Source organism: Salinirubellus litoreus (assembly GCF_037335815.1).
Classification (GTDB): Archaea; Halobacteriota; Halobacteria; order Halobacteriales; family Haloarculaceae; genus Salinirubellus; species Salinirubellus litoreus.
Genome location: NZ_CP147841.1, coordinates 1,424,946 through 1,449,597, shown reverse-complemented (window position 1 = coordinate 1,449,597; position 24,652 = coordinate 1,424,946). Strand labels below are relative to the sequence as shown.

At 61.8% G+C, this 24,652-nt stretch carries 18 protein-coding genes; 10 read left to right on the top strand and 8 right to left on the bottom strand.

What is annotated here, in order from left to right; genetic code table 11:
* Positions 1-9: 9 nt before the first annotated feature.
* A complete protein-coding gene (locus WDJ58_RS06955; protein ID WP_338916928.1) occupies positions 10-2,640 on the bottom strand; it encodes a DNA topoisomerase I in 2,631 nt (876 codons plus the stop codon).
* Positions 2,641-3,263: 623 nt separating this feature from the next.
* Here WDJ58_RS06955 and WDJ58_RS06950 point away from each other — a divergent pair.
* Both WDJ58_RS06950 and WDJ58_RS06945 read left to right on the top strand, forming a co-directional pair.
* Positions 3,264-4,415 (top strand): acyl-CoA dehydrogenase family protein, encoded by a 1,152-nt coding sequence (locus tag WDJ58_RS06950; protein WP_338916927.1) that lies wholly within the window; start codon positions 3,264-3,266, stop codon positions 4,413-4,415.
* Positions 4,416-4,488: 73 nt separating this feature from the next.
* Positions 4,489-5,259 (top strand): helix-turn-helix domain-containing protein, encoded by a 771-nt coding sequence (locus tag WDJ58_RS06945; protein ID WP_338916926.1) that lies wholly within the window; start codon positions 4,489-4,491, stop codon positions 5,257-5,259.
* Positions 5,260-5,348: 89 nt separating this feature from the next.
* Here the strand turns inward: WDJ58_RS06945 and WDJ58_RS06940 are convergent, their stop codons facing one another.
* Entirely contained in the window at positions 5,349-6,341 is a 993-nt protein-coding gene (locus WDJ58_RS06940) for a YeiH family protein (RefSeq protein WP_338916925.1), read from the bottom strand.
* Between the two features lie 197 nt (positions 6,342-6,538).
* On the opposite strand from WDJ58_RS06940, the gene WDJ58_RS06935 reads away from it, so the two are divergent.
* Together WDJ58_RS06935 and WDJ58_RS06930 are read left to right on the top strand one after the other, a co-directional pair.
* Positions 6,539-7,768 (top strand): RNA-guided endonuclease InsQ/TnpB family protein, encoded by a 1,230-nt coding sequence (locus WDJ58_RS06935; protein ID WP_338916924.1) that lies wholly within the window; start codon positions 6,539-6,541, stop codon positions 7,766-7,768.
* Between the two features lie 896 nt (positions 7,769-8,664).
* Positions 8,665-8,862, top strand: coding sequence for a hypothetical protein (locus tag WDJ58_RS06930; RefSeq protein WP_338916923.1), 198 nt, complete (start codon positions 8,665-8,667; stop codon positions 8,860-8,862).
* 25 nt (positions 8,863-8,887) lie between these two features.
* On the opposite strand, the gene WDJ58_RS06925 is transcribed toward WDJ58_RS06930, so the two are convergent.
* Complete coding sequence (locus WDJ58_RS06925) at positions 8,888-9,688, bottom strand: creatininase family protein (protein WP_338916922.1); 801 nt, start codon at positions 9,686-9,688, stop codon at positions 8,888-8,890.
* A gap of 417 nt (positions 9,689-10,105) precedes the next feature.
* On the bottom strand, positions 10,106-11,413 hold the full coding sequence (locus WDJ58_RS06920) for an RNA-guided endonuclease InsQ/TnpB family protein (RefSeq protein ID WP_338916920.1): 1,308 nt from the start codon (positions 11,411-11,413) through the stop codon (positions 10,106-10,108).
* Positions 11,414-14,229: 2,816 nt separating this feature from the next.
* Between WDJ58_RS06920 and WDJ58_RS06915 the strand changes: the two genes are divergently transcribed.
* Both WDJ58_RS06915 and WDJ58_RS06910 read left to right on the top strand, forming a co-directional pair.
* Positions 14,230-15,351: a transcription initiation factor IIB gene (locus tag WDJ58_RS06915; RefSeq protein WP_338916919.1), complete on the top strand. Its 1,122-nt coding sequence runs from the start codon at positions 14,230-14,232 to the stop codon at positions 15,349-15,351.
* 266 nt (positions 15,352-15,617) lie between these two features.
* Positions 15,618-16,178 carry a DUF7342 family protein gene (locus WDJ58_RS06910; protein WP_338916918.1) on the top strand — a complete coding sequence of 187 codons (561 nt, stop codon included), beginning with the start codon at positions 15,618-15,620 and terminating at the stop codon, positions 16,176-16,178.
* Between the two features lie 88 nt (positions 16,179-16,266).
* Here the strand turns inward: WDJ58_RS06910 and WDJ58_RS06905 are convergent, their stop codons facing one another.
* The 4 genes from WDJ58_RS06905 to WDJ58_RS06890 all read right to left on the bottom strand — a co-directional run bounded on the left by WDJ58_RS06905 (position 16,267) and on the right by WDJ58_RS06890 (position 18,295).
* Complete coding sequence (locus WDJ58_RS06905; RefSeq protein ID WP_338916917.1) at positions 16,267-16,560, bottom strand: hypothetical protein; 294 nt, start codon at positions 16,558-16,560, stop codon at positions 16,267-16,269.
* A 207-nt stretch (positions 16,561-16,767) separates the two neighbouring features.
* Positions 16,768-17,124 carry a hypothetical protein gene (locus tag WDJ58_RS06900; RefSeq protein ID WP_338916916.1) on the bottom strand — a complete coding sequence of 119 codons (357 nt, stop codon included), beginning with the start codon at positions 17,122-17,124 and terminating at the stop codon, positions 16,768-16,770.
* Positions 17,125-17,130: 6 nt separating this feature from the next.
* A complete protein-coding gene (locus WDJ58_RS06895) occupies positions 17,131-17,625 on the bottom strand; it encodes a hypothetical protein (RefSeq protein WP_338916915.1) in 495 nt (164 codons plus the stop codon).
* A complete protein-coding gene (locus WDJ58_RS06890) occupies positions 17,618-18,295 on the bottom strand; it encodes a nucleotidyltransferase domain-containing protein (RefSeq protein WP_338916914.1) in 678 nt (225 codons plus the stop codon). The genes WDJ58_RS06895 and WDJ58_RS06890 overlap by 8 nt, the downstream gene beginning before the upstream one ends.
* A gap of 305 nt (positions 18,296-18,600) precedes the next feature.
* Between WDJ58_RS06890 and WDJ58_RS06885 the strand changes: the two genes are divergently transcribed.
* The 4 genes from WDJ58_RS06885 (at position 18,601) to WDJ58_RS06870 (ending at position 24,176) form a co-directional block, all read left to right on the top strand.
* Positions 18,601-19,116: a hypothetical protein gene (locus WDJ58_RS06885; protein WP_338916913.1), complete on the top strand. Its 516-nt coding sequence runs from the start codon at positions 18,601-18,603 to the stop codon at positions 19,114-19,116.
* On the top strand, positions 19,103-20,812 hold the full coding sequence (locus WDJ58_RS06880; RefSeq protein ID WP_338916912.1) for an SbcC/MukB-like Walker B domain-containing protein: 1,710 nt from the start codon (positions 19,103-19,105) through the stop codon (positions 20,810-20,812). The genes WDJ58_RS06885 and WDJ58_RS06880 overlap by 14 nt, the downstream gene beginning before the upstream one ends.
* Positions 20,805-21,248, top strand: a complete 444-nt coding sequence (locus WDJ58_RS06875) for a hypothetical protein (RefSeq protein WP_338916911.1) — start codon at positions 20,805-20,807, stop codon at positions 21,246-21,248. Before WDJ58_RS06880 ends, WDJ58_RS06875 begins: the two co-directional genes overlap by 8 nt.
* A gap of 396 nt (positions 21,249-21,644) precedes the next feature.
* Positions 21,645-24,176 carry an N-6 adenine-specific DNA methylase domain-containing protein gene (locus WDJ58_RS06870; protein WP_338916910.1) on the top strand — a complete coding sequence of 844 codons (2,532 nt, stop codon included), beginning with the start codon at positions 21,645-21,647 and terminating at the stop codon, positions 24,174-24,176.
* The last annotated feature ends 476 nt before the right edge of the window (positions 24,177-24,652 follow it).

The following is a 24,652-nucleotide window of genomic DNA, read 5'->3' as shown; positions in this document are numbered from 1 at the left end:
GCCCCGGGCTCAGTCCTCGGTCGTGACTCCTTGGGCCTCCGGTTCCCGTCGCTCCGAGCCCCCGTCGGCCTCGGCGTCGATCCGCCCGTCCTCGTCCGCGGTGTCCGTCCGGTCGTCGCCCGCGTCGGAACCGGCCTCGTCGGACTCCTTCTCCGTGTCCTCCGGGAGTTCGGCCTGCCAGCCGCGGACCCGATCGGCGCTCACGCCCTGGACCTCGGCGGCCAGCGTCTCGGGGTCGGCCGCCCGGAGGTCGGCGAGGCCCCGGACGCCCGCAGCGGCGAGCTTCTCCGCGGTCTTCGCCCCCACACCGTCGAGATCGGTGAGGTCGGTGACGCGGTTTCGCTCGCGGTACTCGGCGTAGTTGCAGATCGGACAGCCGAGCTCCCACGGGTCGTCGTCGCCCGTGTCGACGAGGAGTTCGGGGAGGTCGTGCTCCTCGCAGTAGTTGTCGGTGACCTCGATCTCGCCGCGTCGGGGAAGCGGCAGCGAGTAGTCGCAGTCGGGGTAGCGCGTACAGCCGACCAGCCGACCGCCCGCGCGGGTCCGCTTGATCGCGAGCTCCCCGCCCTCTTCCTCACCGCACTCGGGACACTCCCCGATGACGACGTCCTCCTCGTCGTCGGCCCGCTCGGCCTCGCAGATCGGACAGCCGTGGACGAACGTCGAGCGTCCGGCGAGCATCTTCACGTGCTTGAGGTCGTGCTCCTCACACACCTCGTCTATCGTGGTCGGTTCGCCGTTCGAGGGGAGCGGGAGGGTGAACTCACAGTCGGGGTAGCCGTCACAGCCGACGAAGTACGACCCGCGGCGCGACCGCCGGACGAGCAGCTGCTCGCCGCACTCCGGGCACGGCCCGAGTTCGCTGTCCTCCTTCAGCGCCCTGCGGATGTGGTCGCCGACCTCCTCGCGGGAGTCGTGGAGTTCCTCGAAGATCTCCTCGAGCATCTCCCGGGACTCCTCGGTCACCTCGTCGAGGGTCTTCTCGCCCTCGGCGATGGCGGTCATGTCCCGTTCGAGCTGGGCGGTCATCTCCTCGTCGACGACGTGCTCGGCGAACGCCTCGGCCGCCTCGACGACGGCCATCGCCAGCCGCGTCGGGCGCGGCGGGTCGTCCTCGATGTAGTTGCGGTCGTAGAGCTTCTGGAGGATGCCGTGTCGCGTGGCCTTCGTTCCGATCCCCAGGCGTTCCATCTCCTCGATGAGCCGTGACTGGCCCCGGCGGCGCGGCGGCTGGGTCTGTTTGGCCTCCAGTCTGACCTCCGGGATCGCGAGTTCCTCGCCCTCCTCGACGTCGGGGACGTGGCTCTCGCTGGTCGAGCCGTACGGGTAGACGGCGTGGTAGCCCGGTTCGAGCAGGCGCTTGCCGTTGGCCTTCAGCGAACAGCCGTTCGCCTCGGCGACGACGCGGAGGTGCTCCCAGGTCGCCGGCTCGGCGACGGTCGCGAAGAACCGCCGCACCACGAGCTCGAACGTCTTCCACTCGTCCTCGGAGAGCTCCTGTCGTCCGGGGATCTCCCCGGTCGGGTGGATGGGCGGGTGGTCGGTCGTCTCCGTCTCGCCCCGGGTCGGCTCGATCTCCTCGCGGTCGAGCAGCGAGGCGGCGTCCTCGCCGAACGCCCCCGTGTCCGCGAACGTCTCCAGTAACTCCCGGGGGTCGGTGTCCTCCGGGTAGACGGTGTTGTCGGTCCGGGGGTAGGTGATGTACCCCGCGGTGTAGAGGTCCTCGGCGATGCTCATCGCCTTCTGTGCCGAGAGCCCGATCCTGCCGGCCGCGCGGATGAACTGCGTCGTGTTGAACGGCGCGGGCGGGTCGTCGGTCCGCTGGCGGCGGCTCACCGAGGTGACCGTCGCGCTCTCGGCTCCCGCGAGCCGCTCGTGGGCCTCATCGGCGGCGTCCTCGTCCCAGACCCGCTCGTTCTCGGTGCCGTCCTCGCGGTAGAAGTACTGCGCCTCGAACTCCTCACCTCTTTTCTCCAGGTCGGCGAACAGCTCCCAGTAGTCCTCGGGGTCGAACGCCTCGATCTCGCGCTCGCGGTCGACGATCAGCTTGAGGGTCGGGGACTGGACCCGCCCCACGGAGATGAAGTCGTTTCCTAACTGCTTCGCGGAGAGCGAGAGGAACCGCGTGAGCGCCGCACCCCAGAGCAGGTCGATCACCTGGCGGGCCTCGCCGGCGGCGGCGAGGTCGAAGTCCAGGTCGTCGGGGTTGGCAAACGCCTCGGTCACCTCGCGATCGGTGATCGAGGAGAACCGGACCCGCTCGATCGGCAGGTCCGCGACCTCCGTGATGAGTTCGTAGGCCTCCTTGCCGATGAGTTCGCCCTCGCGGTCGTAGTCGGTGGCGATGACGGCCGAGTCGGCCTCGCGCGCGAGGTCCTGGAGGGTACGGACGATGTTCTCCTTCGTCGGGCGCTTGGTCACGTCCGCCGAGACGAGTTCGACGGGCTCGACGTCGCGCCAGTCGTCGTACTCCGGCGGGAAGTCGACGCCGACGACGTGGCCCGAGAGCCCGACACAGCGCCTGTCACCCCAGCGGTAGACGTTGACGCCGTTCCGCCGGTCGGTCCCGTAGCTCCCGTCGCTCAGTATCTCCGAGATGCGCCGTGCAGCGTTGTCCTTCTCGGTTACGACGAGTTCCACGCGAACTCACCTCCGTTGTCGGTCATTATCCTCGGCTACGCCACTCCCGTTGCTAAGCTTTTCGGGCGAGACTACGGTAAAACCGCCGTACAGCGCGGGCGTGCGCGTCTCGCGGGCGTGTACGCGCGACTCCCCAGAGCGTGTGAGCGTCGGTCCCACCCTGTCGATCGTTCTCCGAGCGCCCGGTCCACCGTCCGCAGATTCAAGTGCGATGCCGGAACCAGACCGCCCGTGACCTGACCGTCGCGGCGCGGGGGGACGCGGTCGTGCGGGCCGTCCCCGTGCCGGTAGCGAGGTCCGCCTGTTCGCTATCTTTCACCAAGGAGAGAATCCCGCCGTGTACGGCGGGCGTGAATCCGACACGTACACGTATGTTGTCTGGGGAGTGAGTAAGTATCACCGACACAAAAGAACTGAGATACCTCCGAGTCACCGGGGCAGAACCACCCGAACCCACCGGCGGATAGGAGTAACGGGGGCGTGGCACTCCCATCGACACGTCGGGTCGGAAACGTACGTTCCCAACCCAGCGGTGCGGGGCCGTGGGAAGCCTCGTCGTTTACGGCGAGGAGGATGTCACATCCGGGTCCGGTTTTACCCCGAACTCGCCATTCGATCGACCCATGCGAACTGAACTCACGCCGGACCAGCGCGAACTCAGGGACGACGTCCGCACGTTCGCCCGGGAGGAGATCAGACCCCGGGCGATCGAACTCGACCGGAACGAGGAGTACCCCGCGGAGATACTCGACGAACTCGGGGACCGCGGCCTGACCGGGCTGACGCTCCCCGCGGAGGTCGGCGGACGCGGCGAGGGGCTCGTCGAGCTGGCGCTGGTGACCGAGGAGCTGTCGGCCGCGCTCATGCCGGTCGCGAGCGCGCTGGCGCTACACCTCGGGGTCGCCACCGTCGTCGAGCGGTTCGGGACCGACCGCCAGTACGAGGAGCTCCTCCCGGAGATGGCGTCGTACGACACGGTCGGCGCGCTCGGGCTGAGCGAGGCGAACGCGGGGAGCAACAAGCTGGAGATGGAAACGACCGCCGAGTGCGACGGCGACGAGTGGGTTCTCGACGGGCACAAGCAGTGGGTGACGAACTTCCTCGACGCCGACCTCGTCCTCACGTACGCGAAGACGGGCCCCGACGCCGAAGCCCCGCACAACATCAGCGCCTTCCTCGTCCCCGTCGAGGCGTTCGAGGTCGAGCGGCTGTGGGAGACGCTCGGCGCGAAGGGCGTCAAGTCGCCGCGGGTCTCACTCTCCGGCGTCCGCGTCCCCGAGGACCGGATGGTCGGGGAGGAGGGGGAGGCCTACGTCCAGCGGGGGGAGGTCCACACGGGAGTGAACGTCCCGGCGCGGGGCGTCGGTATCGCCCGGGCGGCCCTCGAGGACACCGTCGAGTACACGGGCTCGCGCGAGCAGTACGGACAGCGCATCAGCGAGTTCCAGGGCGTCGAGTGGCGGCTCGCGGAGATGGCCGAGCGCGTCGACGCCGCGCGGCTGCTCACGCTCCGCGCGGCCGACCGGGCCGACCGCGGGCGCGACGTCACCCGCGAGTTCGCCATGGCGAAGGTCAACGCCACGCAGGCCGCCGTCGACAACGCGAACGAGGCGGTCCAGCTCCACGGCGGCGTCGGCTACACGACCGAGCACCACGTCGAGCGCTACCTCCGGGACGCCAAGCTCCTCACGCTCGCCGGAGGGCCGAACGAGGGCCACAAAGACACCCTCGCGGAGGCCGTGATCGAGCGGCGGCGATCGGCGACGGACGAGTGACCGGCCGCCCCTTCGCCCCCTACACTCTTCACCCGGCCGCGGTAATCGATCACGGGCAACGAGGGACGCACCCATGGACGGGCCGACCCACGCAGACGAGACGGACGAAACGGACGTGACGGGCGAGACGAGGGGCACGGACGGAACCGGCGGGGCACTCCAGGTGACCCTGGATCTGTGGTACCCCGACTGCTGGGAGATCGAGACGACCGAACGGCTGGACGTCGGGCTCCTCGGCTACGGGATCTACACGACGGGGGAGTGGGTCACGACGCTGTTCACCGCGTACGCGGACGATCGGGCGGCGATCGACGAGACCATCGAGACCATCGCGGGGTTCGCACAGGTCCACGCCGTCTCCGAGGTCGACTCGACGTACCGGTACGCGACCGTCCCGACGCCGGGGAACGCGATGCGGGACCTCCTGGTCGACCACGACGGCCGGATGCAGATCAGCGGCGCGCTGATGTCCCGGGGGTTCGTCCCCGCCGAGCCGATCGACATCCGGGCGGGCCGCGAACACTGGACGCTCGTGACGAGCCACGACCGGGAGACCGTCCGGGCGAAGCTCGAGACGGTCGGGACCGAGTGGGACGCCGAGATACGCGTGCGGGGTATCACGTGCTCGAACTGGCAGACGACCGCGAGCGGGCTGCCGACCGACCGGCTCACGAAGCGACAGCTGGAGGTGTTCCGGCTCGCCCGCGAGCGGGGGTACTACGAGTGGCCGAAGGAGACCTCCGCGGGCGACCTGGCGGCAGAGATCGGTATCTCGACGTCCACGCTCCACGAACACCTCCACAAGGCCGAGGCGGTACTGCTCGGTCGGGACGGGACACGGTAGCACGGTCGCCACAGCGGTTCTCCGGCTACGAACCGCTCACCCCAAGAGACGCCCCTGAGAGACGAACTACGTGATGGGGAACCGACGGTCTACAGCAACAGCGTCACGATACCGTACGTCACTCCGCTCACCACGAGCAGGTAGACGCCCACGATCCCGACGGGGACCAGCCCCGTCTCGCGCATCTCCGCCAGCCTGATCTCGAACCCGAGGCCGGCGAACGCGAGGAGGAAGAGGGCACCGGACGCCGACGTCAGCGTCGAGACGACGGCGTCGGAGAGCAGTCCGGCGTTCACGATCACCGCGAGGGAGACGAACCCGAAGAGGAACTTCGGGAAGTCGGCCCAGATCCGTCGGACCGGCTGCTCCGTCGCGGCGGCGCTGCGGCCCGTGTAGGAGAGGGAGTACCCGAGGACCACCACGCCGATGAGCGCGTTCCGCGCGAGTTTCGTCATCGTCGCCCACTCGCCGGCCGTGGCCGAGTGGGCGAACCCCGCCGCGGCGACCGGGCCGGTCGAGAACATCGAGAGCCCGATCCAGACGCCGTAGAACCGGGGGTCCAGTTCGAGCACGCTCCCGACGGCCGGGAAGGCCACGAGCGTGACCGCGTCGAAGAGGAGGATCGTCGCGGCCGCGTGGGCGATCTGGGTCTTGCGGGCCTCGCAGGCCGGCGCGACGGCGGCGATGGCCGAGACGCCACAGATGCTCGACCCGGCGGCCAGCAGCGACCCCATCCGCCTGTCGAGGTTCCCGACCCGGGCGAGGCCGGTCACCAGGAGGACGCCAAACCCCACCACGAACAGCACCAGGGCGACGATCAGGGGACCCGCCGTGAGGATGGCGTCCAGCGAGAGGCTGGCGCCCAGCAGGACGATCGCCGTCTCCAGGAGGAGCGAGTGTTTCTCCAGGCCGGGTTCGACGACGCCCGGCAGGTCGACGAGATTGACGGCGACCGCCCCGATCGCCACGGCGACCACGAGCGGCGTCAGGAACGGGATCGACGACCCGAGGAACCGGGCGAGGAGCGCGACGAGCGCCAGGAGAGCCAGACCCGGGATGAGCCTCCTCGCGGCACCGCTCATAGAGACTTCAAGGTGGATACCTGCGTGTTTAGGCGTCCCGAGAACGCCAGAGGCGTTCTCGTGGGCTGCACGAGACGCGGTGCGTCTCGTGAACGCAGGAGGAAACCGACATGGTACTGTGACTGTTCTCCGTCGATAGCTGGCTGACTCCCCAGCCACGTATTAATCTTCAAGTACATTACCCATGTTGTGATAGTATGGAGGTCCGCCGGACCGTCCCCGTCAAGCTCGACGTGGAGAGGGCCGACGCAGACCTCCTCCGCGATACGATACAGCAGTTCCTCGATGCCGCGAACTACGTCGTAGACGTAGCCCAAGACGGTGAGTGGGTCGAGACGCGCAAGTCCACGCTCCACGAGGAGACGTACACTGCCGTCCGCGACCGAACCGACCTCCACAGCAACCACGTCCAGTCGGCTCGGGACCACGCTGTGGACGCACTCAAGAGCGTCGTCGCCAGGTGGAAGCAGGGCGAGTACGCCTCGCTCCCGACGTTCACGTCTCGGTTCTGCGAGTACAACAAGCGCAACGCGACGTTCTACGACGACCACGCCACGCTGTCGACCGTCGATGGGCGCGTCACCGTCGAGTACGTCTTTCCCGACGAGACCCGCGACACGCCCCACTCGCAGTATTTCCTGAACGACGACTACGAAACGACCGGTGCTACCCTCCACGAGCGCGAGGGTGAGTTCTACCTCCACATCCGAACAACGGCGGATGTGGACGCCCCCGACCGCCCCGAGAACGGAACGGTTCTCGGTGTCGACCTCGGGGTCGAGAACATTGCCGTCGCGTCGACTGGCGTGTTCTGGACCGCTGATGAACTCAACCACTGGCACCGCGAGTACGAGAAGCGTCGGGGGTCGCTCGGCCAGTGCGGGACTCGGTGGGCACACGAGAACATCCAGTCCGTCGGTCGGACGGAGACTGGTCGGTTCGAGCAGATGCTCCACCGTGTCGCCAACGAGATCGTCGCTGAAGCCGTCGAGACGGGGTGTTCGTACATCGCCTTCGAGCGACTGGCGAACATCCGGAAGCGACTGCCACACGCGAAGTGGCACCACATCTGGGCGTTCCGCAGACTGACCAGCTACGTCGAGTACAAGGCTGAAGCTCGTGGCCTCACCGTCCGGTTTGTGAATCCACAGTACACGAGTCAGCGGTGTTCGACGTGCGGATTCACCCACGAGAGCAACCGGAAGACGCAGGAGTCGTTCTGTTGCGTGGACTGTGGCTACGAGAACCACGCGGACTACAACGCGTCCAAGAACATCGGACTGAAACTCCTTCGGAACCAAACTGGGGCCGAGGGAGGCGCACCCGTAGGCGTGCGCTTGAACAGCGGGGTGCTGAACACGAACGGGGTTGTTCCCGTACCGGATTCGGTTAGAGTGGGAGTCCATGCTGAATGCCACGGCCGTTAGGCCGTGGTAGCTTACACGGCGGTGGCGAGGAGCGCCACCACGAGAACTACGGCCGCGAGTATGCAGGCCCGCCACCCCCGGTCGAGCGATCCGTACGCTTCGACGATACCCGTGCTCATGGCAAATCCCTCCACCCCCCGGCGATTTTATCCCACAGGTATCGGCAATCAGTTCCGGTAAATATCGGGCGACGACGCCGAGCCAGCGGGTGACGGTCCGTAGCTGGTGCACGCGGAGGGGGTGACGAACAGAGGTCCCTCTGCGAGGCCGTAGCGGCGCGGACGTTCGGGGGTCGGTGAACCGAGAGAGGCCCGAAGGAGTTCGGCGCTACCCGAAGTGCGACCGTAATCGGCTCCCGCTCTCGGAGCCGAGAACGGGGAGGACACGGTCGGATGGCCGCTGGATCGAGCGAGAGGAGGTAAATGATGCGCACACCTGGGACGACAAGGCAGGTGCTCCCCCGGGAGTGTGGTCGCACGGCTCGAGATCACCGGCGTCGAGTTCAGTGCGTGATCGGCGTCGGTCGGTGGACGAGGGCAGTCCTCCGGAACGGAAGTCGAGAAGGATCCGTCCCCCCTTCGACACGCCCGTCCGGTGACGAGGGGCAGTCCGGGAGACGGATCGGTCACGCCCGACACGGTCACGCGATCGCCGGGGGCGGAGTCCGGTCCCCGACGGCCGGCGCGGGTAGCGAGCGGCGCGACCCGGACGAACCGTCCGCGGTCGTCGCCGAACGAGGGGCTTCCTGTTCGGGGTCCGGCGGTCGCTCTCGCACAGGCTGGCGATGGCCCGTTCCGCAGGTAGAGGTGCGCCGAACGGTTCGCCCCCGATCGAGAGGCTCGATACGCGTTACCCCGATCACGGAGATATATTACCGGGGCGTGACACCCCGAGCTATGGCGGACTGGTCCCTCCGTGATACACTGGGAATCGTGATCGTGCTCGCCGCGACGCTCTCCGCGGCGAGAGCCGTGGACGGGATCGCACAGGCACTGATCGTCCTGGTGGGTGTGGTCATCGCCCTGCTCTGGATCGGTAACTTCGTTCTCCGTGGCTACACGGATACCCTTCGGACGCCGGAGACCGATAACTGACTCGCGAGCGCCCGTGGACGCCGGCTCAGGCGTGTTCCCCGTGGATCTCGCGGAGCAGGTCGGCGAACCCGTCGCGGAACGCCTCGAAGAACGCCTCGCCCCGCTCGGCGGTGGCGAGTTCGGGACGGCCGAGCGCGCCCGACTCGGTGTACGCCGAGAACGGCCGGCCGACCGAGAGGTAGCCCGAGTCCATCAGGTCCTCGGACTCCCCCGCGTAGGGCTTCTCGTTGGGCGCCGCCTCGATCCGGTCCTCGCGGACGAGGTCCGGGCGCAGGTGGAGCATCATCGAGGTCTCCATCTCCCCGGCGTGGCTGATCCCGCCGATCCCGCTCTCGCGGATCGACTCGATGGCGTCGGGCGCGAGGCCGAAGTACGTCAGTCCCAGCACCTCGGCGTCCTGGACCTCCGCGATCTCCTGGACGGCCGTGCCGAGCGTGTTCACGTTCCCGCCGTGGCCGTTGACGAACAGCAGCGCGTCGAAGCCGTTCTCCAGGGTCGTCTCGGCGACCCCCTCGAGGACCGACAGCAGCGTCCGGACGTCGAGCGACGCCGTCCCCCCAAACGGGAGGTGGTGACGGGACTGACCGGTCCACACAGGCGGCGTCGTCAGGACGGGAACGTCGTCCTCGGCCGCGGCCTCGGCTCCCGTCTGGACGACGGCCGTGCAGAGCAGCGTGTCGGTGATCGTCGGCATGTGGTGACCGTGCTGTTCGAGGCTCGCGACCGGGACGACGAGCACCGAGCCGTCACGCTCGGCGAGTTCCCTGACTTCCGGGGCGGTCCTGCCCGCCCACTCGACCGGCGACCGACCGATGGAGTCGTACATACCCCCTCCTCACACGGGGGGCTCTTACGTCCGCCGGCGAGCGGTGTCCGTGGTGGGGTCGGGATGCCGGCCGCGTCGTTCACCTGGTGATCCGACGACCGGCGGACTCCCCTCGGCCGGGGCCGCCCGCCCGTTCCCGGGGCCCCATCCCGCCGAGCGTTCGTCCGCGTCCCCGCCCGTGTCCCCGACTCCGCGGGCACCCGGCGGCACGACCACGACGACCGTCGTGGAGACCTCGAACGAGACGCGTTCGCTCCGGCCGAGGAGCTGGGTGGCTAAGCTGGTGGCGTTTGCTAACGGCCTCGTTGAATTCGACCGGGGCACGGATAACCGGCTCAATCACCCCCAGAAGGTTCGTGTAGCGACCCATCGACGTCCGTCACCGGTCAACGGTGAGTCCCTCCGCTGAACTGCCACTCAGTCCACGGAGGCGAGATTCCCACAGGTCGCGTTCGTGGTACTCCGGTTCGTCCGATCCTCGGGGGACGTTGTCCGCTCGTGCGGGGCGACTGTGGTCGGCCGCCATTCGTGATTATCCCACTCGAGGCGAACGGGCCGCGCCGTCGACCCGATCGAGTCGTCTGCGTATCGATTCAACAACACCACCGACGCCGAAAGGTCCGCGTGACCCTCGTACCCACAGGGGCACTGGAACGAATCCCCGGAACGCGTCGTGGCCGCACGGCGCCCACACAGAGGACACTCCTGACTCGTCCATGCTTCCGACCGGATCCTCACATCCAGCCCGTACTCCTCACAGACGGATTCGAGCCGATCTAGCAATCGCCCGAACGCCCAGAAGGTGTGGATCTTCTCGTTGGTCTCAACCGACCAATGCTGTCTGAGTACGCCGCTGAGATCACCGACGTAAAGAACACTCACACCGTCAGCGTGTAACCGCTCGACGAGATCGCGGACGAGCCCGTCCTGAGCGTGGTTCCGTCGTCGCGAACGCTTCGCATACAGCCGCCTGATGCGGGCCGAGCTGGCCTGCGAGTCGTCGAGCTTCGCGGAGTATTCCGCGATCCGTTCGGTCGTCCGATAGAATCGATCGAATACCGCACGCCCCCGGTAGAGGTACTGCTGGCCGGTGGTTGTCGTACATGCGACGAGATTATTTGCGCCGATGTCCAGGGCGGCCTCGTGAGAGGCCAGTGGTGAATCCTGCTGGTCCTCGGGGACCTCGACAGGCTGGATCGCCCGGAACGTCTCGGTCGTCTCGTCGAAGTACAGCTCCAATTGACACGGATCGCCCTCCCATTTGGGCTGGCCAGCTACCTCGAGCCGGAGGCGCTCGGCACGACCGAGGCCATACTCCTTCTTGAGTGTCCTCCCGACCGTGATTTCGAGACGAGAACGGTCCCCCCACTCAAGCGTGTACGCATCGTGTCGGATGTACGTTCGCAGTTCCCGCCCGTCAGTCTCGTTTCCCCAGTATCCGGGAACGTGCGCGTCTTCGTTGGGATCCTCGAGTAGGGCAAAGAAGGACCGCCACGCGGCGTCGTTCTTGCGCTGCACCTGCTGTGTCGTCGTCGCGCCGAGGACGCCCTTGTACCGGTCGCATAGGTCGGAGACGGACCAGATATTCTCGTCGGCGAAGAACCGCTGACGGCGCTCGTATGTGAGCTCGTTCCAGAGACTCGCCGACGCGTCCAGGAGGCGTCGAAGGAGTTCACGGTCGCTCTCGGAGCGGGGGCGAACCTCGAACGTGTTGGTCCGTTTCATTTTCGCTGCGGACGGTAGTGCACGTTGATACCCCTGGTCAATGATCCTTGATCTCGAACCGGGTTGCTCCGTATCCGTATTTAAATATTAGTACCACCCAATTCGTTCCAGATGCTCGCGCCGCGGCACCTCGATCCCGTTTCAGTGTAAGGCGATCGGCGTCTTCGGACTAGCCGTCGCCAGTACAACAGATGAGCAATCGGGAGCTCTGCAGCCGGTATGCACAAACTCGGATTAGGGGCCGACCGTGCAGGAGCGCTGAAATCGTGTCGGCTCCGGCAGTAACAGGCGTTACAAAATCCGATATTTCCCCGCAAGGGATCGTAATCTAGCGCGATTTGTGAAATTAGAAGGTAAAAACCACGCCGCAGATTGAGACCGGTGCTGAGAAGGTAGCGACGCACGAACCGGAGATATTGCCCTTGTAAGCCGTCTACTGCGGACATCGGGAAGAGCACGCCGAGCGCCCTGTCGGAATCTGGTCCCATTATAGCGTCAGATATCATATACTTATTTCCAAAAATCTGTTGAGTGCAGTGGTTTGATACAGTCACTTCACTGATTATTTGACAGCACGAGAGCCATCTCCGGAAGCAGTAATACCGAAGATAGACGGTCTCTATCTCCCATACACGGCCAAATGAGTCATCTGTAGCGCTCACCGTAGCCAGGGCATGTTCCAGTTGAAACAGAGGTAGATCGAGTTCCAAAAACTGATTACGCACTGCGATTTTCGACATATCTACACGGCCCTGGATTTACCTTCGTTTCGATTCCATTCTTACGGAGCATCGTCCTAAACGCCGATTTTCCGCGGGGTCACCGATTCTACTGGTCGGCAGTCGCCTACGCTCCCCATATTTCGTTCGAGACGGCCGGCAAAACCCCTCACACAATCGCTCCTTGCGGGGAAATACCGCCTTTTGGAAACTGCCTGACCGCCTGACGAACGGCGTTGACTTCTCTCGTCGGAGCTCAGTTCTGAATGCGGTTTTTGGAAGACACCATCTTGAACGGAGATCGAGGCGCCCGACTGTGACCAGTGAATCGGCTCGGGAGCAAGTCCGGGGCATTCGTCTGGACTGCACTTGATTCGAATTTTCGAGACTCGGACCCAGGGAAACGAACACCAATCGCGATCGGAGAAATCCGAAATCGGATCCAATTGATCGGCAGCGAGCTTGGGACAAATCGCCGAATCCGATCGGGAACCCCGCTTCGGACTCCTGACTCGAACGCTCGCGGTCGTCCCGCCTCGATAGAACCGATCTCGTGTTAGAGAGAACGCCATTTCGTTGATTTGGTGGCATTCGTCCCTCGGGAATCGCGTACATCCCCGGGATCTCCCGCAGTAACGTCTCTCTGTGGTCATGTACGACGATCGCCCTGAGCGAAGCCAGAGGAAGCGAATCCGCCCCCGGTAAACAAGACATGATCCGGGCAGTACGGAGCGGCTGTGGCCGATCCGATATCTCGCTTCCATCGGAGAACCGCCGTCCGAGAGGTCCGGATACGAGTGAGATCGGGTGTGTATTAGGGGGTATGACCCGATTCCGGGATTCGAATCGACCGCGGGTCGATACCGATGAGAGTATCGAATGAGCGCACAGTCGACGCTGAGCGGCTGACTCGATCGGAACGAACTGATTCGTCTCATCCGTACTGCTCGACAATAGAGACACCGTTCCGGCCGATCTGACTCGGTAAAGCGTCATGTACGGACGAACTGCGGAAACGACGTGTTCGTTGGCCGTCAATCGAAACATCGAACGAGACGCTCGAGCGCCTATAGCCCCGTTCCTCCGGAACTCGCCCCGCGCTAGCTTCATCTCCAGTTCAGTTCATTCGTGTTCCGTTCCGGACATCGGCCGTACACACCCTCATGTGACCGCTTCTGCGGATATCGGGTCGATGTACAACCCGGAACCAGGGTTGGAAACGACACGGGGACGGCGAATTCACTTGCGAGATCGTTTCACTCGATCGTGTACGCCCAAGGCAGCCAGAATGCAGGCCACTCCGGCCGGCGTATCTCCCCCAGGGACGGCCACCGAATCTCGATATCTCGGTCCAGTTGACGCTCAACGTGGTCAGGCCCGGGTGACGTCTTACGATCAAGCGAGGACAGTTCAAGCGCCTCCGCTGGCTGGACTCGTGCGAGCCAGGCTGTGCGCCTCGCTCGCGTCGCTCGCTGTGGTGCTTGCGGGTCCGGGCGTCGTCCACCCGCCGGCCCCGTTCAGTCCCACCCGGATCGGCTGAGTGGATAGTCGGCGCGATTCTCCTGTTCGGTGAGTGGAAGCTGTAAATCCGGGATAGGCTATCTCCCGTGGACGGGCCGGTCGAGGGATCATCCCTTCGAACCCGGATGGACAGCTCGCCGGCTGGTCTGCCGAGCGGTGGGTTCGGATGGGTCGATGTGGCCGAACGGCCCACCCCGCGCGTCGGGCCGCCCTCCGCACGCTTACGGCTCCTGGCTCGCGGTTCCCTGCGGTCACCGCTCGCCCGTGGCCTCCCTGCGGTCGGCCACGCCGTTCGCGCTGTCGCTCGCGACCGACCATTCCGGGCGTGCGGGCGCTCTCTGCACCGCGAGCGCCCGTTCCGGGCTGAACTGAATATGGTCTCGACGCCAGCGGGTAAGCGCCGGGGGTTGCGCGGCGTGGCTGCTCACCCCACGACGCTTACTCCGCTGGCCGCTCGCTCCGGGCGGCCGCTTCCCGCGCGGGGCTGGATCTCTCACCTGTCGGTGGCGCGCGCCGCTCGCGCCCCGGGGGCGCTCGCGAAGGCGCGAGACGGCGCGCGCAGAGGCAGTCGGTGCAGTGGCGCTGGTAGCCACGGCTGAGGACCGTGGTCGTCGGAAAAGGCGCCGAGGAAGCGCCTTCAGGGTTGGTGAACCCATGATAGCTAGTGACATCGTCGCTGATGAAGGTTCGGATGAATCGTCGACGAACGAACGATACGACGCGCGGAACGTGGCCTGGCGGCCGACCTGTCCCGAATGCGATGGACAGGTGGTTTCGGAGGACTGTGAGGCCGTGTGCGCCGACTGTGGGCTGGTCGTGACAATCGATGCGCTGGAGCGAAAGCCGGGGCTGAAAGCCCATGCGCCCGATTCGACGGATCGGAAAGGTGAGTGGGCGGTCGAGCCGACAACCGAGCTGCGGGTCGACAAGGGCCTCCATACGACGTTCTTCCTCACCGCCGACGGGAAGGGCAACGCACTCACCTCGAGACAGAGAGAGCGGATGGGGCGGCTCAGAAGGCGGCACAAGCGCTTCCAGATGGACTCCAAGCGTGACAACCGGCTGAACGAGGGCTTCCGTGACATCGGGATGATCGGGGCGAATCTCAGTATCCCCGAACACGTCCAGACGGATGCCTCGCGGTACCTCGAAGCGGCCAAGGAGGCGCGGCTGCCAGGTGGACGGATGGCCTGGGAGTCGCTGGCCGCAGGGGCCGTGCTGTTGGCGACGCGACAGGCTGGGATCGAGCGGACGCCGGCGGACATCGCGGAATATGCGAAGGCCCCCGAAGAGCGGGTGTGTGCGGCCGCGCGGAAGATCCGCCTCCAGACGGATGTGGAGGCGCCCGTGGTTCGTGACCGGACGGTCGACAAGGTCGTCGCTGCGCTCGACGACGAGGTGGATGTCGGAACGGGCATCGAGCTGGTGCGGGTTGCCGATCGGCTGATGCAGGTGGCCGATGCCGAGCCGGTCGGGCCGGGGACGTCGCGGATGAGCGTGGCTGGAGCGGCCGTCTACGCGGCCGATCGGCTGACGGACGGGAAATCGGTGACTCAGGCAGAGGTCGTGGCGGCCGTGGAGGCGACGCTTCCGACGACGAAAGGACGGGTCGCGCGGTACTCCCGGGAACTGTACGATGCGGCCGAACGGCGGTGGCAGTCGATGGGCGAAGTGGCCGAGCTGGTCGCGGCCGACTGAGGAAGTCGTCCTCTTTCTTTTTGATTCCGCCACCCACCAGCCACCTCCCCACCCTCCGCTCCGTGCTCGCTCAGCCCTCGTTCACCCCGTTCACGAGACCTTCGCTGCGCGCGCAGCCACGACCTTCTCTCTGGTGCGCCTCTCGCTCACTGTGGGCTGTGGTAGGCGGGAGTGTCGGACTGGAGCACCGAGGAGGGGTATGTCACGATCGCAGACACAAGCATATTGTCTCCAAGCCTAATATTCTTACACGAACGAGACCACGTATGACTGACGCTCCGGCAGACGTGAATGAGCGCGTCACCGAGGAGTGGAAGGCGGACACCACTCCAGGCGAGCGCGTCCGCACCGTGATGAAGCGGACGTACGACCCGCAGTCGGTTGCCACCATCGCCGAACGCGCACTGACGTCCGAGACGACCGCCCGCAAGCATCTCGGTATCCTCGACGACGACGGGTTCGTCGAGGCCGTCTCCCGGCCGGACGAGCGAGGGACGTGGTACAGGCGTACCCCCCGTTCAGTCGTCCTCGAGCGCGCTCAGCAGATCCTCGACTCGATGGACATCGAGACGCTATCGGCGCGTATCGCGGAGTTGCGCGAGACTGTCCGCGAGTTCGAGGAACGGACAGGGGCCGAGTCACCCAGCGCAGCGGCCGTCGCCGATGCGGAACTGGACGCGGCGGCGGTGACGGAGTGGCAGACGGCGCGTCGGAACCTGAAGCTCGCGGGGACCGCCCTCGCGCTCGCGGACGCCGAGGAGACGATCGGGGACGACGCTCGATCGAGTGAACCCCCTGGGCTGCTCGGCTCACGCGATGCAGGATGAATTACACTCCCTGCGTGGCGCTATTGACGCCGGCGCGCTCCTCGACTTCCGGACCGAGTTTGAACGCCTCGAACCGCTTGCGAGCGGCTCACTGGACGATCCGTTGAGCCCCGGTGAACTGCGACTCCACCTCGAGGACGGCATCGGCGAGGCTTCGACGGCGACCATCACCGTCCGGTGGTCGGTACAGGGCGACTACAAGATTCACTATAGCGACGGGACGGATCGGAATCTGCGCTGGGACGTCCATCCACACGACTACACTACCCCCGCCAGTGACGCCCACTACCACCCGCCGCCGAACGCGTCCAGCGATGACGACGACGTCGACCCGTCCTGTACCTCGGTGACGGAACTCGTTCTCGTCGCCCGTGCCGTTCATCAGTTGTGGCGGGCCCGGGTACGACAGTGGGACTCTCGACTCGCTCAACGAGGCGATCAACCCACCGTAGTTCGTCCTGTCATACGGCTCTGGGAGTTACCAGACGTGAATCGATCTTGGAGCGACAACGGGAGCCTCACCCGTCAGCCAGCAGTACCACCTCACCAAGGATCGGATGGGAGCCGCCATTGAGGGCACAACAGCTACCTACCCGCCTGCATCCTCGAGGTACGTGTCGAGTTGCTCTCTTCGCTCCTCGGCATCGATATGCTGGTAGGCCGGTTGCGTGGTGGCAAGATCCCTGTGGCGGAGAATGTCCTGGGCGTGTCCGCGATCGATCCGATAGAGGAGATCGCCGAGTCCTCGGCGGGCCCCGTGCAATTTGAGATATCCCTCTTCGACCTCGATACCGGCCTTCTCGGTGAGTCGCAGTACCTGCCGTGCGCCACCAGTCGTGAGCGCTGGCGGCGTGAGCGAATGGACTCGATAGAGCTCCCAGATATCTCCCAAGACATCTGCCAATAGGAATCCTATTCGCAATAGGAAACCGTTGACTGGAATCACGCCGAATTATTTTCGTGTACAGATACACTCGTGTTCAACTGAAAGATAATCGAGGATATACTGATGGACGTCCGTCGCCAGCTGGAGCATGGCGTCCGCCTGTGCCTCTCCCCCGACGGCCTGTCGATAGTAGGTTTTCGAACGGTTCTCTCGCCAGAGCTGGAGCAACTGGTCGCCAAGTGTGGTGCTATACAGGTTCGTCTCGGCACCACGTTCGTAGACATCGGAGTGAGTAACGAACTCCGTGCTGTCCATTCCCGTCGCTTGGAGAAGATAGAAGTGAATACTGCGCTCGATGGCGATGAACGAGCTCTCGATGACAACCGTGTAGTACCCGTTCTGTGTTCGGAGGAAACGAGCGGCATCGAGCAGCCGGCAAGCCTTCCGAAGCTGCAGGAGTGCGTCATCGTCCGTATCGAGTCCGGACTCCTTGCGTCCCGGTCCCTGCTCGAAGGCTCGCTGGGCATCCGCGAGCGCGTCTTCGACGTAGCTATCATCCATTCGTTAGCACCACCTCTTTCGCCGTCTGGAGGGCATCGGTTTCGTAGACTGCGATGCCTTCTATGAAGATTTCGCGTAGTCGATCGCCTATATTTTCGACACTTCTCGTCGACTCGGCGAGGACCTGGAATTGGTAGCGGTCGCCTGCAAATCGCTGCTCCTCTAGGTCACGTGCCGCTTCGTGGGCGGTGCGCTGAGCCGTCGCTTTGTTCTCGGTTACGAGGACGAAACAGTCAATATCGCTTGCGCGGTCAGCTTGGCCGCGGGCCACGCTCCCGAAGATGAGAATACCAGCGATGTTTTCGATCTGGTCTCGCAGCCTCTCCACGAGTGTGCGGACGGGATCATGGAACTCGGCTTGTGGGATCTGGAGGATCGGATCGTCAGGCTTCGAGAGTCGGCTACGGTTGATCTGGACGAGTTTCTTGTTCCCGTCTCTCGTGATATCGACGAGGTCGGTTTCAGCCAGCAAATCAACTGTGTCGGTCACGCTGCTGGGACTATGATCAGTCGCTCGTCTGATGTCTCGGATGCTGAACCGCGTATGTGGGTTATTGGCGAGCAGGACGAGAACATCACTGGTCGCTGTATACCGAAAGAGCCGGTCGTTCGGTACGGGCAGTGGGAGTGTGAGTTCCATCCCGCCCAACTGTTCGCTGAGAGCTACCATGGTAGCTCTAAGCTACCAGCGTGCTTGTACGTTGGGGTCTGGCACTGGCCGTGTTCACTCCGCTCTGTAGGATCGTTAAACCACGGCGTGACAACTGCGTCATCCCGGTAAAAATTCAACGTGAGTGTACCCCTCTACAACAGAGTGATGTCTCTTGAAGGGCCCCAGGAAACGTCAGATAAGTATTCACTGTAGTAACGTTCGTTACGACTTCACCACTGCCGATCAATACTCAGGTATTGTGATCGCGGCACATAATTTATATTTGCTGACCTGTTGATTAGTTCTGAAGGTTGGAATGACGAATGCAAATCGCGACGAAGATCTGGGATAGTGGGTGGGGAGCAGTCTTCCTAACCGTCTACACAGGCGTGGTCATTCATCTTGTCACGCCAGAATCACTCTTCCTGAAAACGCTGGCCGTCCTCCCGACGATACTGGTCATGTTCCTCGCCGACCGGCAGAACAACCGGCTCATCGACTTCTTCGCCGGGGGCGAACTGAGACGGTCCACGGACCAAATACAGGAAATCACGGGAAACGGCGACTTCTACGAATCCGCTCCCGAAGAGCTCCAGAACCGAGTGGACGACTTCGACCGCCGCGCTTACCAGAAGAATATCTCCATCCTCGCAGGCTTGATTATCGCCGTGACCACTCCCTTCGTCGGGGTCTACCTCCGTGGCACTCTTGGACTGGCCATTGGCCTGCTCGTTGGCCTCCTCGCTGCCCAACTTCTGACCCGGCGCAGCATTCAAGAACTCAACAGACTCGCACAGAACATCAGCAAACCATACACAGCCAAATATGAAAATCAGTAGACTCCACATTGATGAGTTCGCGGTCGAGGACTACCAGACAATCACGAAAGAGGATCTCGGTGGTGGTGACCTACTCCTCAAGGGCGGCAACCGTTCCGGTAAAACGCTGACCATCAACGCTCTCCTGTACGCACTCTACGGTCCCCGGGCCACACTCGGCATCCAGCCCGGGCGCACGAGCACAGTGGAAATCCAGTTCGATAACGGGCACCAACTCCATCGCGGTGGGGGAGGTCGCTCTTACAGTGACGGTACAGAGAAAGTGGAGAAAGAAGCCGCTGAGGAGCGCCTCGTAGAACTCATCGGGCCAGAGGATATCACCACTCTCCAGTTCCTCCACTCTGAGACCGACAAGCTCCCACTCTCTCGACTCTCGAAACCACAGCTAATCCAGTCTATTCGCCGGGTAGTTGAAAGCAATCTTCAACAGGAAATTGAGGATTATCAGGAAGAACGGGACTCGCTTGAACAGGAGGTTGAGCAGGTCAGACGTACTGAGCTAACACCGGTTCAGCGAGAATTGGAGGAAATTGATGTTGGGCGGATCGAAAGCCGGCTTGAGAAAATCGAGAAGCTTCAGTCGCTCATTGACACCGGACGCATCGAAATCATCAGAGACCGACTCTTGGAAAACGAGGAACTCAACGAGGAACTGCAGGACCTCTACGACCGGAAGCGAACGATAGAACAGGAACTCAGGAAGAAAGACCGGCAGTTGCGTGAGGCTCGCCGGTATACACGGGAGGTCAATGACCTTATCCTCAACGCGATTGAAGAGCTGTCCTGTCCTGTCTGTGACCACGTGGTCGCGGAGCGTACTGCTAAACATAGGCTCAACCGAGGCAAGTGCCCGCACTGTGGGCAAGATCGGTCCTTGGATGATCTGAAAACGAATCTTCGCAGCCGTGTTGAGTCCGCTGACGATACGGTCGACCAGTTGGAAGCGGAGATTGAGGCGCTGGAAGAGGAGCAGGCTGAGATAGAAGATGAAATCGACTCGATTCAGACATCCATCCCGGACCTCTCGGACCTGAACAACCTCACCAAGTTCACGCTCGAGGACAACAACTACGACATTGAGGCAGTCGCCGAGCGAACCAAGGATGAACTTGAGCAGCACCGTGCCGAGTTAGACCGCCTCAAGACGCAGAAGCAGTCGTTGGAAGAAGAGCGTGATGAGATTCAGGACTCCTTGGACGAGATGGATGAGTCGCTGGAACAGGTGACGGAGCGCATTGATGAACTCGAACGAGACAGCTTCGAGGAGATCGTGATGTCGTTCCAAGAGGAGTGGTCTGAGAACTACGAAGCCCTTGCTGGAGAATTGGGCCTTGAGGTCCGGGTAGAGGAAGACGGTCAGGTTCTCCTTCCAGGGAACGAGGGGCCGCGGAAATATGGTGAGTTGAGTACGGGGGAATCCCGATTGCTGAATTTGGCGTTCGCGCACACGGTTGCGTCTGTGGCGAGAGAGAACGAGATTTCGGAGGATAGCTTCGAGGTTGTGGTCCTTGACGAGCCGTTCGCTAATCTGGAAGATGACCAGCGTGACAGCGCCATAGATTTCATTCGGGACGCGGATATTCAGTACATCATCGCGTCCTCAAATGAGTCTCTACAACGCCACTTCGACCCACACCAAGTGGAGAACCTGCAGACGATGACGGTCCAGCTAACGTGGGATGATATCGATGAGTGACGACAAGAACCACCACCCACGTCTGATGATGTTGAACGAAGCCGGTGGTCGGATTGAAGGGAGAACAAAGTACCACAAGCTCCTGTACAATTATGCCGATGAGGAGGCAGAAGAGACCTCGTTGCGAATGATCACGGAGGAGCGTGGTCCGTACGACCCGGGGCTTTCTCAGGCGATGCAGCGATACATGGACCTTGGGCTACTTGAGGTAGATGATGATGACGAACCGCACGAGATAGAACAGACTGAAAAAGGCCAGCGATACATGAGCGGGTACGAGCAGGCGAAGATGCGGCTTGACGAGTCCTTCCAGCAGACCAAGGAACGCATCGCGAACACGATCCGGAAACACGGGGACAAAAGCGCGTACGAGATGGTACAGCGGGAGAACGTGCAAGAGGCGAAAGATAATCCCCTCAACAAGGAGCTGAAATAGGACAGTTTGGTCCCCTTAGGGGAATTTTGGCGATGTTTGGATTTTGTAGGTGATACCATTTGGAGATATTATCTCGGCATGACGATTTGGATAAAGCCAAAAATCGGATTCGGTCCCGGACTCTCGTCCATACAAAGAATGAGCGACATCGCGACTCCACTCTGTTATATCGGCACAAAACGTGGTCGGTGCTATCTCCCTGACGCTTGGATTCGGCCCGATTAACGTGTTCCTACTCCCGGAGGTATAATTTAGGGATATGATCTGGACGGGGGACAGGCAAATTCCGATAGTTTGTCGTATAGATAGATAGGTGTCACTTCCGGAGTTTCACTGGTGCTTCGGTGAGGTAGGGCTGTACACAAACATAATGGATAGTCAAGATAAGTGCCTCATATGCCTCGGCCATACCGGTCGCACTACGACCTCTACCGACTCTCTGAGGACCTCTCGGTGTTCGGGACTGTGGAAGTCTCCCATATCGAGGACGAGTATCTCGAGCTTGATGTGGATGATACCGTTGTCTACCTCGCTGAGAGTCCGGTGCCACTTCGAGATATCTCCCTCTCAGATTCCGATATTGTCCTGCTGCTCACTGAGGACGACGTACTCAAAATCACCGAGACATCGTTTAATCTCTACGAGCTAAACGAACGGGGCCTACTCCAGACGATAGAAGCAGCCCTCTTAGACGACCGTGCCGGGCGAGAAGTGACCCAAGACGAGGTCCTTAGCCGCTTCCCGTCAGGTCACCTCCCAAAGCAGGCCGAAGAGATACTCACTGGGTGGGCAGTCGACTCCTCTAACGACTCGGTTTTAGACCTCACATACGGGTGTAGCTGCCTACTATCGCTTGCCTCTACTGAGAGTGATTCGGAGCAGCGACTACTCGGGTTCGAACCGAATTCCCTCTTAGCACGTGTACTGAACAGGTCCCTCACAGAATCGCATGGAGCCGAACTCCTCCAGCATGAGTTCTTAGACTGGGACCCACTTGGACAGCAGGAATTCGGGGAACACGATGTCGGGGATGACACGCCCTCTAAATTTGGCGCAATTGTTGGTGCACCGCCGAACCTCCGACTAGAATTCATCCCCCCGGAGATGCAAGAGCGAATCGCAGAGTGGTATTCTAGTGGACGAATCTCTCTCCCCGCAGTCTACGTGGCGAAGGCAACCCGGCATCTGGAAAACGGAGGGCGAGGAGCCTTCCTACTCCCACGGTCTGCACTCACCGACCCTCTTTTCGACTATGTAACGGATACCTGTAGCATCCATCGTATTGTTAAGCTGCCGCTGGGTACGGTGTTCAATGATCGCCGCCCAACCCCGACGGTCATCTTGACGTTGAGTAAGATGAAACGGGCGGTAGATGCACGTGAGACTGGTGTCGCCCGATTTACTGCCGACGAACTCCCGAAGAATGCTCAAGGGCTTTTCCGACAGCCGTTAGATGACATCCTCCAGAGCCGATACAATACATACGATGTGGAGATAGCTAGAGTAGCTCACGAGGACCTTACTTCGGAGAACCTCAAGCGGATTCTCTCGGCACCTCCGGTGTACGACCTCGCTACATCTGACGAATTTACGAAGCTCGGAGAACATTCTAATATCGAGGTTGGGAGCGGGGTGAAGTCGGGGGACAATTCCTTCTTCTACTTCACCGAGGAGGAGAAAAGCGAGTCGGGTATTGACGACCAGTTCTTCAAACCCCTAATAAAGGACCTTCCGAATAGCACGACGGCTATCTCCTCTTCCGATATTAGTCAATACGCTCTGGACCTCGGCCCACATCTTGAAGAGATCGGGTATCCCCCACGACAAACCTCCAACGAGGAGATCATCTCTATCCTCTATGAGGAGGGGCACGGTGCCTTAATTGAGTATATTCGAGAATTTGAGGGTTGTCGTACCCTGCCCCGACATATGGAGAATAACCTCGTACTCAGTTCGCGCGGGAAGTTCGAGAGTCCAGATTTAGTGTTAGCCGAGTTCTTCGATTCGCCGACTTGCTACTCGGTGGACGTTGAGAACGTGCTGTTTGATTCTACTGTTATCGGGATACAAACCAGTTCACCCGAAACATCACGACCCCTGGGTCTGGTTCTAAACTCGCCCCTCTACCGGTCGCTCCTGCAAATCTATGCACGCGAGTTCAATGTGGACTGGTACCGGCTATACCTGCGGCAACTTAGGGGTGTTCCGTTAATCGATGACTCCCTTTCTGCTGATGTGGCAAAGCGACTTGAGACCTTCTGGCCACCAGAGGATGATAGCGATCGGGTCAGGATTAATCAGATACTCATCGAACAATGCTCGTCGGAGGACCAGAAGTTGGCACTACGACGATTCCTTCTCTCGACAGAAACATATGCATGGTCTTGGATCTTTAATCTCCTTCAAATTGATGAGTTTCAAAAACTCATAGAAGAGGATACACGGACTCAAGCGGAACAGTTCGTAATCAGCCAGTTTGATCCCGAGCTGCTCGCTAAAGCTCGACAAACATTTGAAAATATTGATTTATTCAGTGATCGGAAGGAGATGCTAAACGACCTACTAAGCGAATTTGAACAGGACCACTACCGAAGCTTCTTAGCCGGTATGACGCTTCAATTTGAGGGGGTGCTCGCGGACTTCGTCGAGTATATCGGCGGAGAGATTATTGAACCCGATACCGGTGGTGCAAAGTTTCGTCTCCCCGGAAAGAACCGGACAAAGGACAAGAGCCTGAACGAGCTAATATCCGAATTGCTCGACGGTCCCTTCGGTGCATTCGTCGATGAAACAATCCGAAAACGGAGAAATCGGATTGCGCATGGGGATATCATCGAAGACAGTCGCGAGCTATCTATCCACTTTTTCGTCACGTTCTATGCTCTCTGTAACGTCTGTCTCGCCGAATACGTCCGGCTTGCCGAGTAGAAGCCCTATAGATGTCCTCCACGACAGGTTGTATTGATGAGACCCTCGAGCAAGGCAAAATAATTCATCAGCGTCTTCCTCGGTCGCGGGGAAGCGAGAAGTACGTTGCCGGAATACGGGCTCTAACTTGACTACACAATTCGTAGAAGTTATAGAAGAGATAGGTCATAACCAATTAGTATCAGAAATTTTATACCATTCTGTTCGCTGCTGTCTAACTGCCGTCCTTTGATTCTCTCACATACTTATTTATCCAAGGGGTTGCCCGTATCGTGTATGAGTGCTGATTTCGACGAGAGCATCCTCTACGATGTCTGCAAGTGGATGCGTAATGACCAGATGATAATCTCTGACTACATTGAGCAATTATCAGGTCTTCTCTTTTTGAAAGCGTGTCAGGAAAGCCCTCGGATTACTTCCCTCAGCCCGTGACGTCATTTCGCTAGAGGATCCCTCAGTAGTCCTCGTCGCGAGGC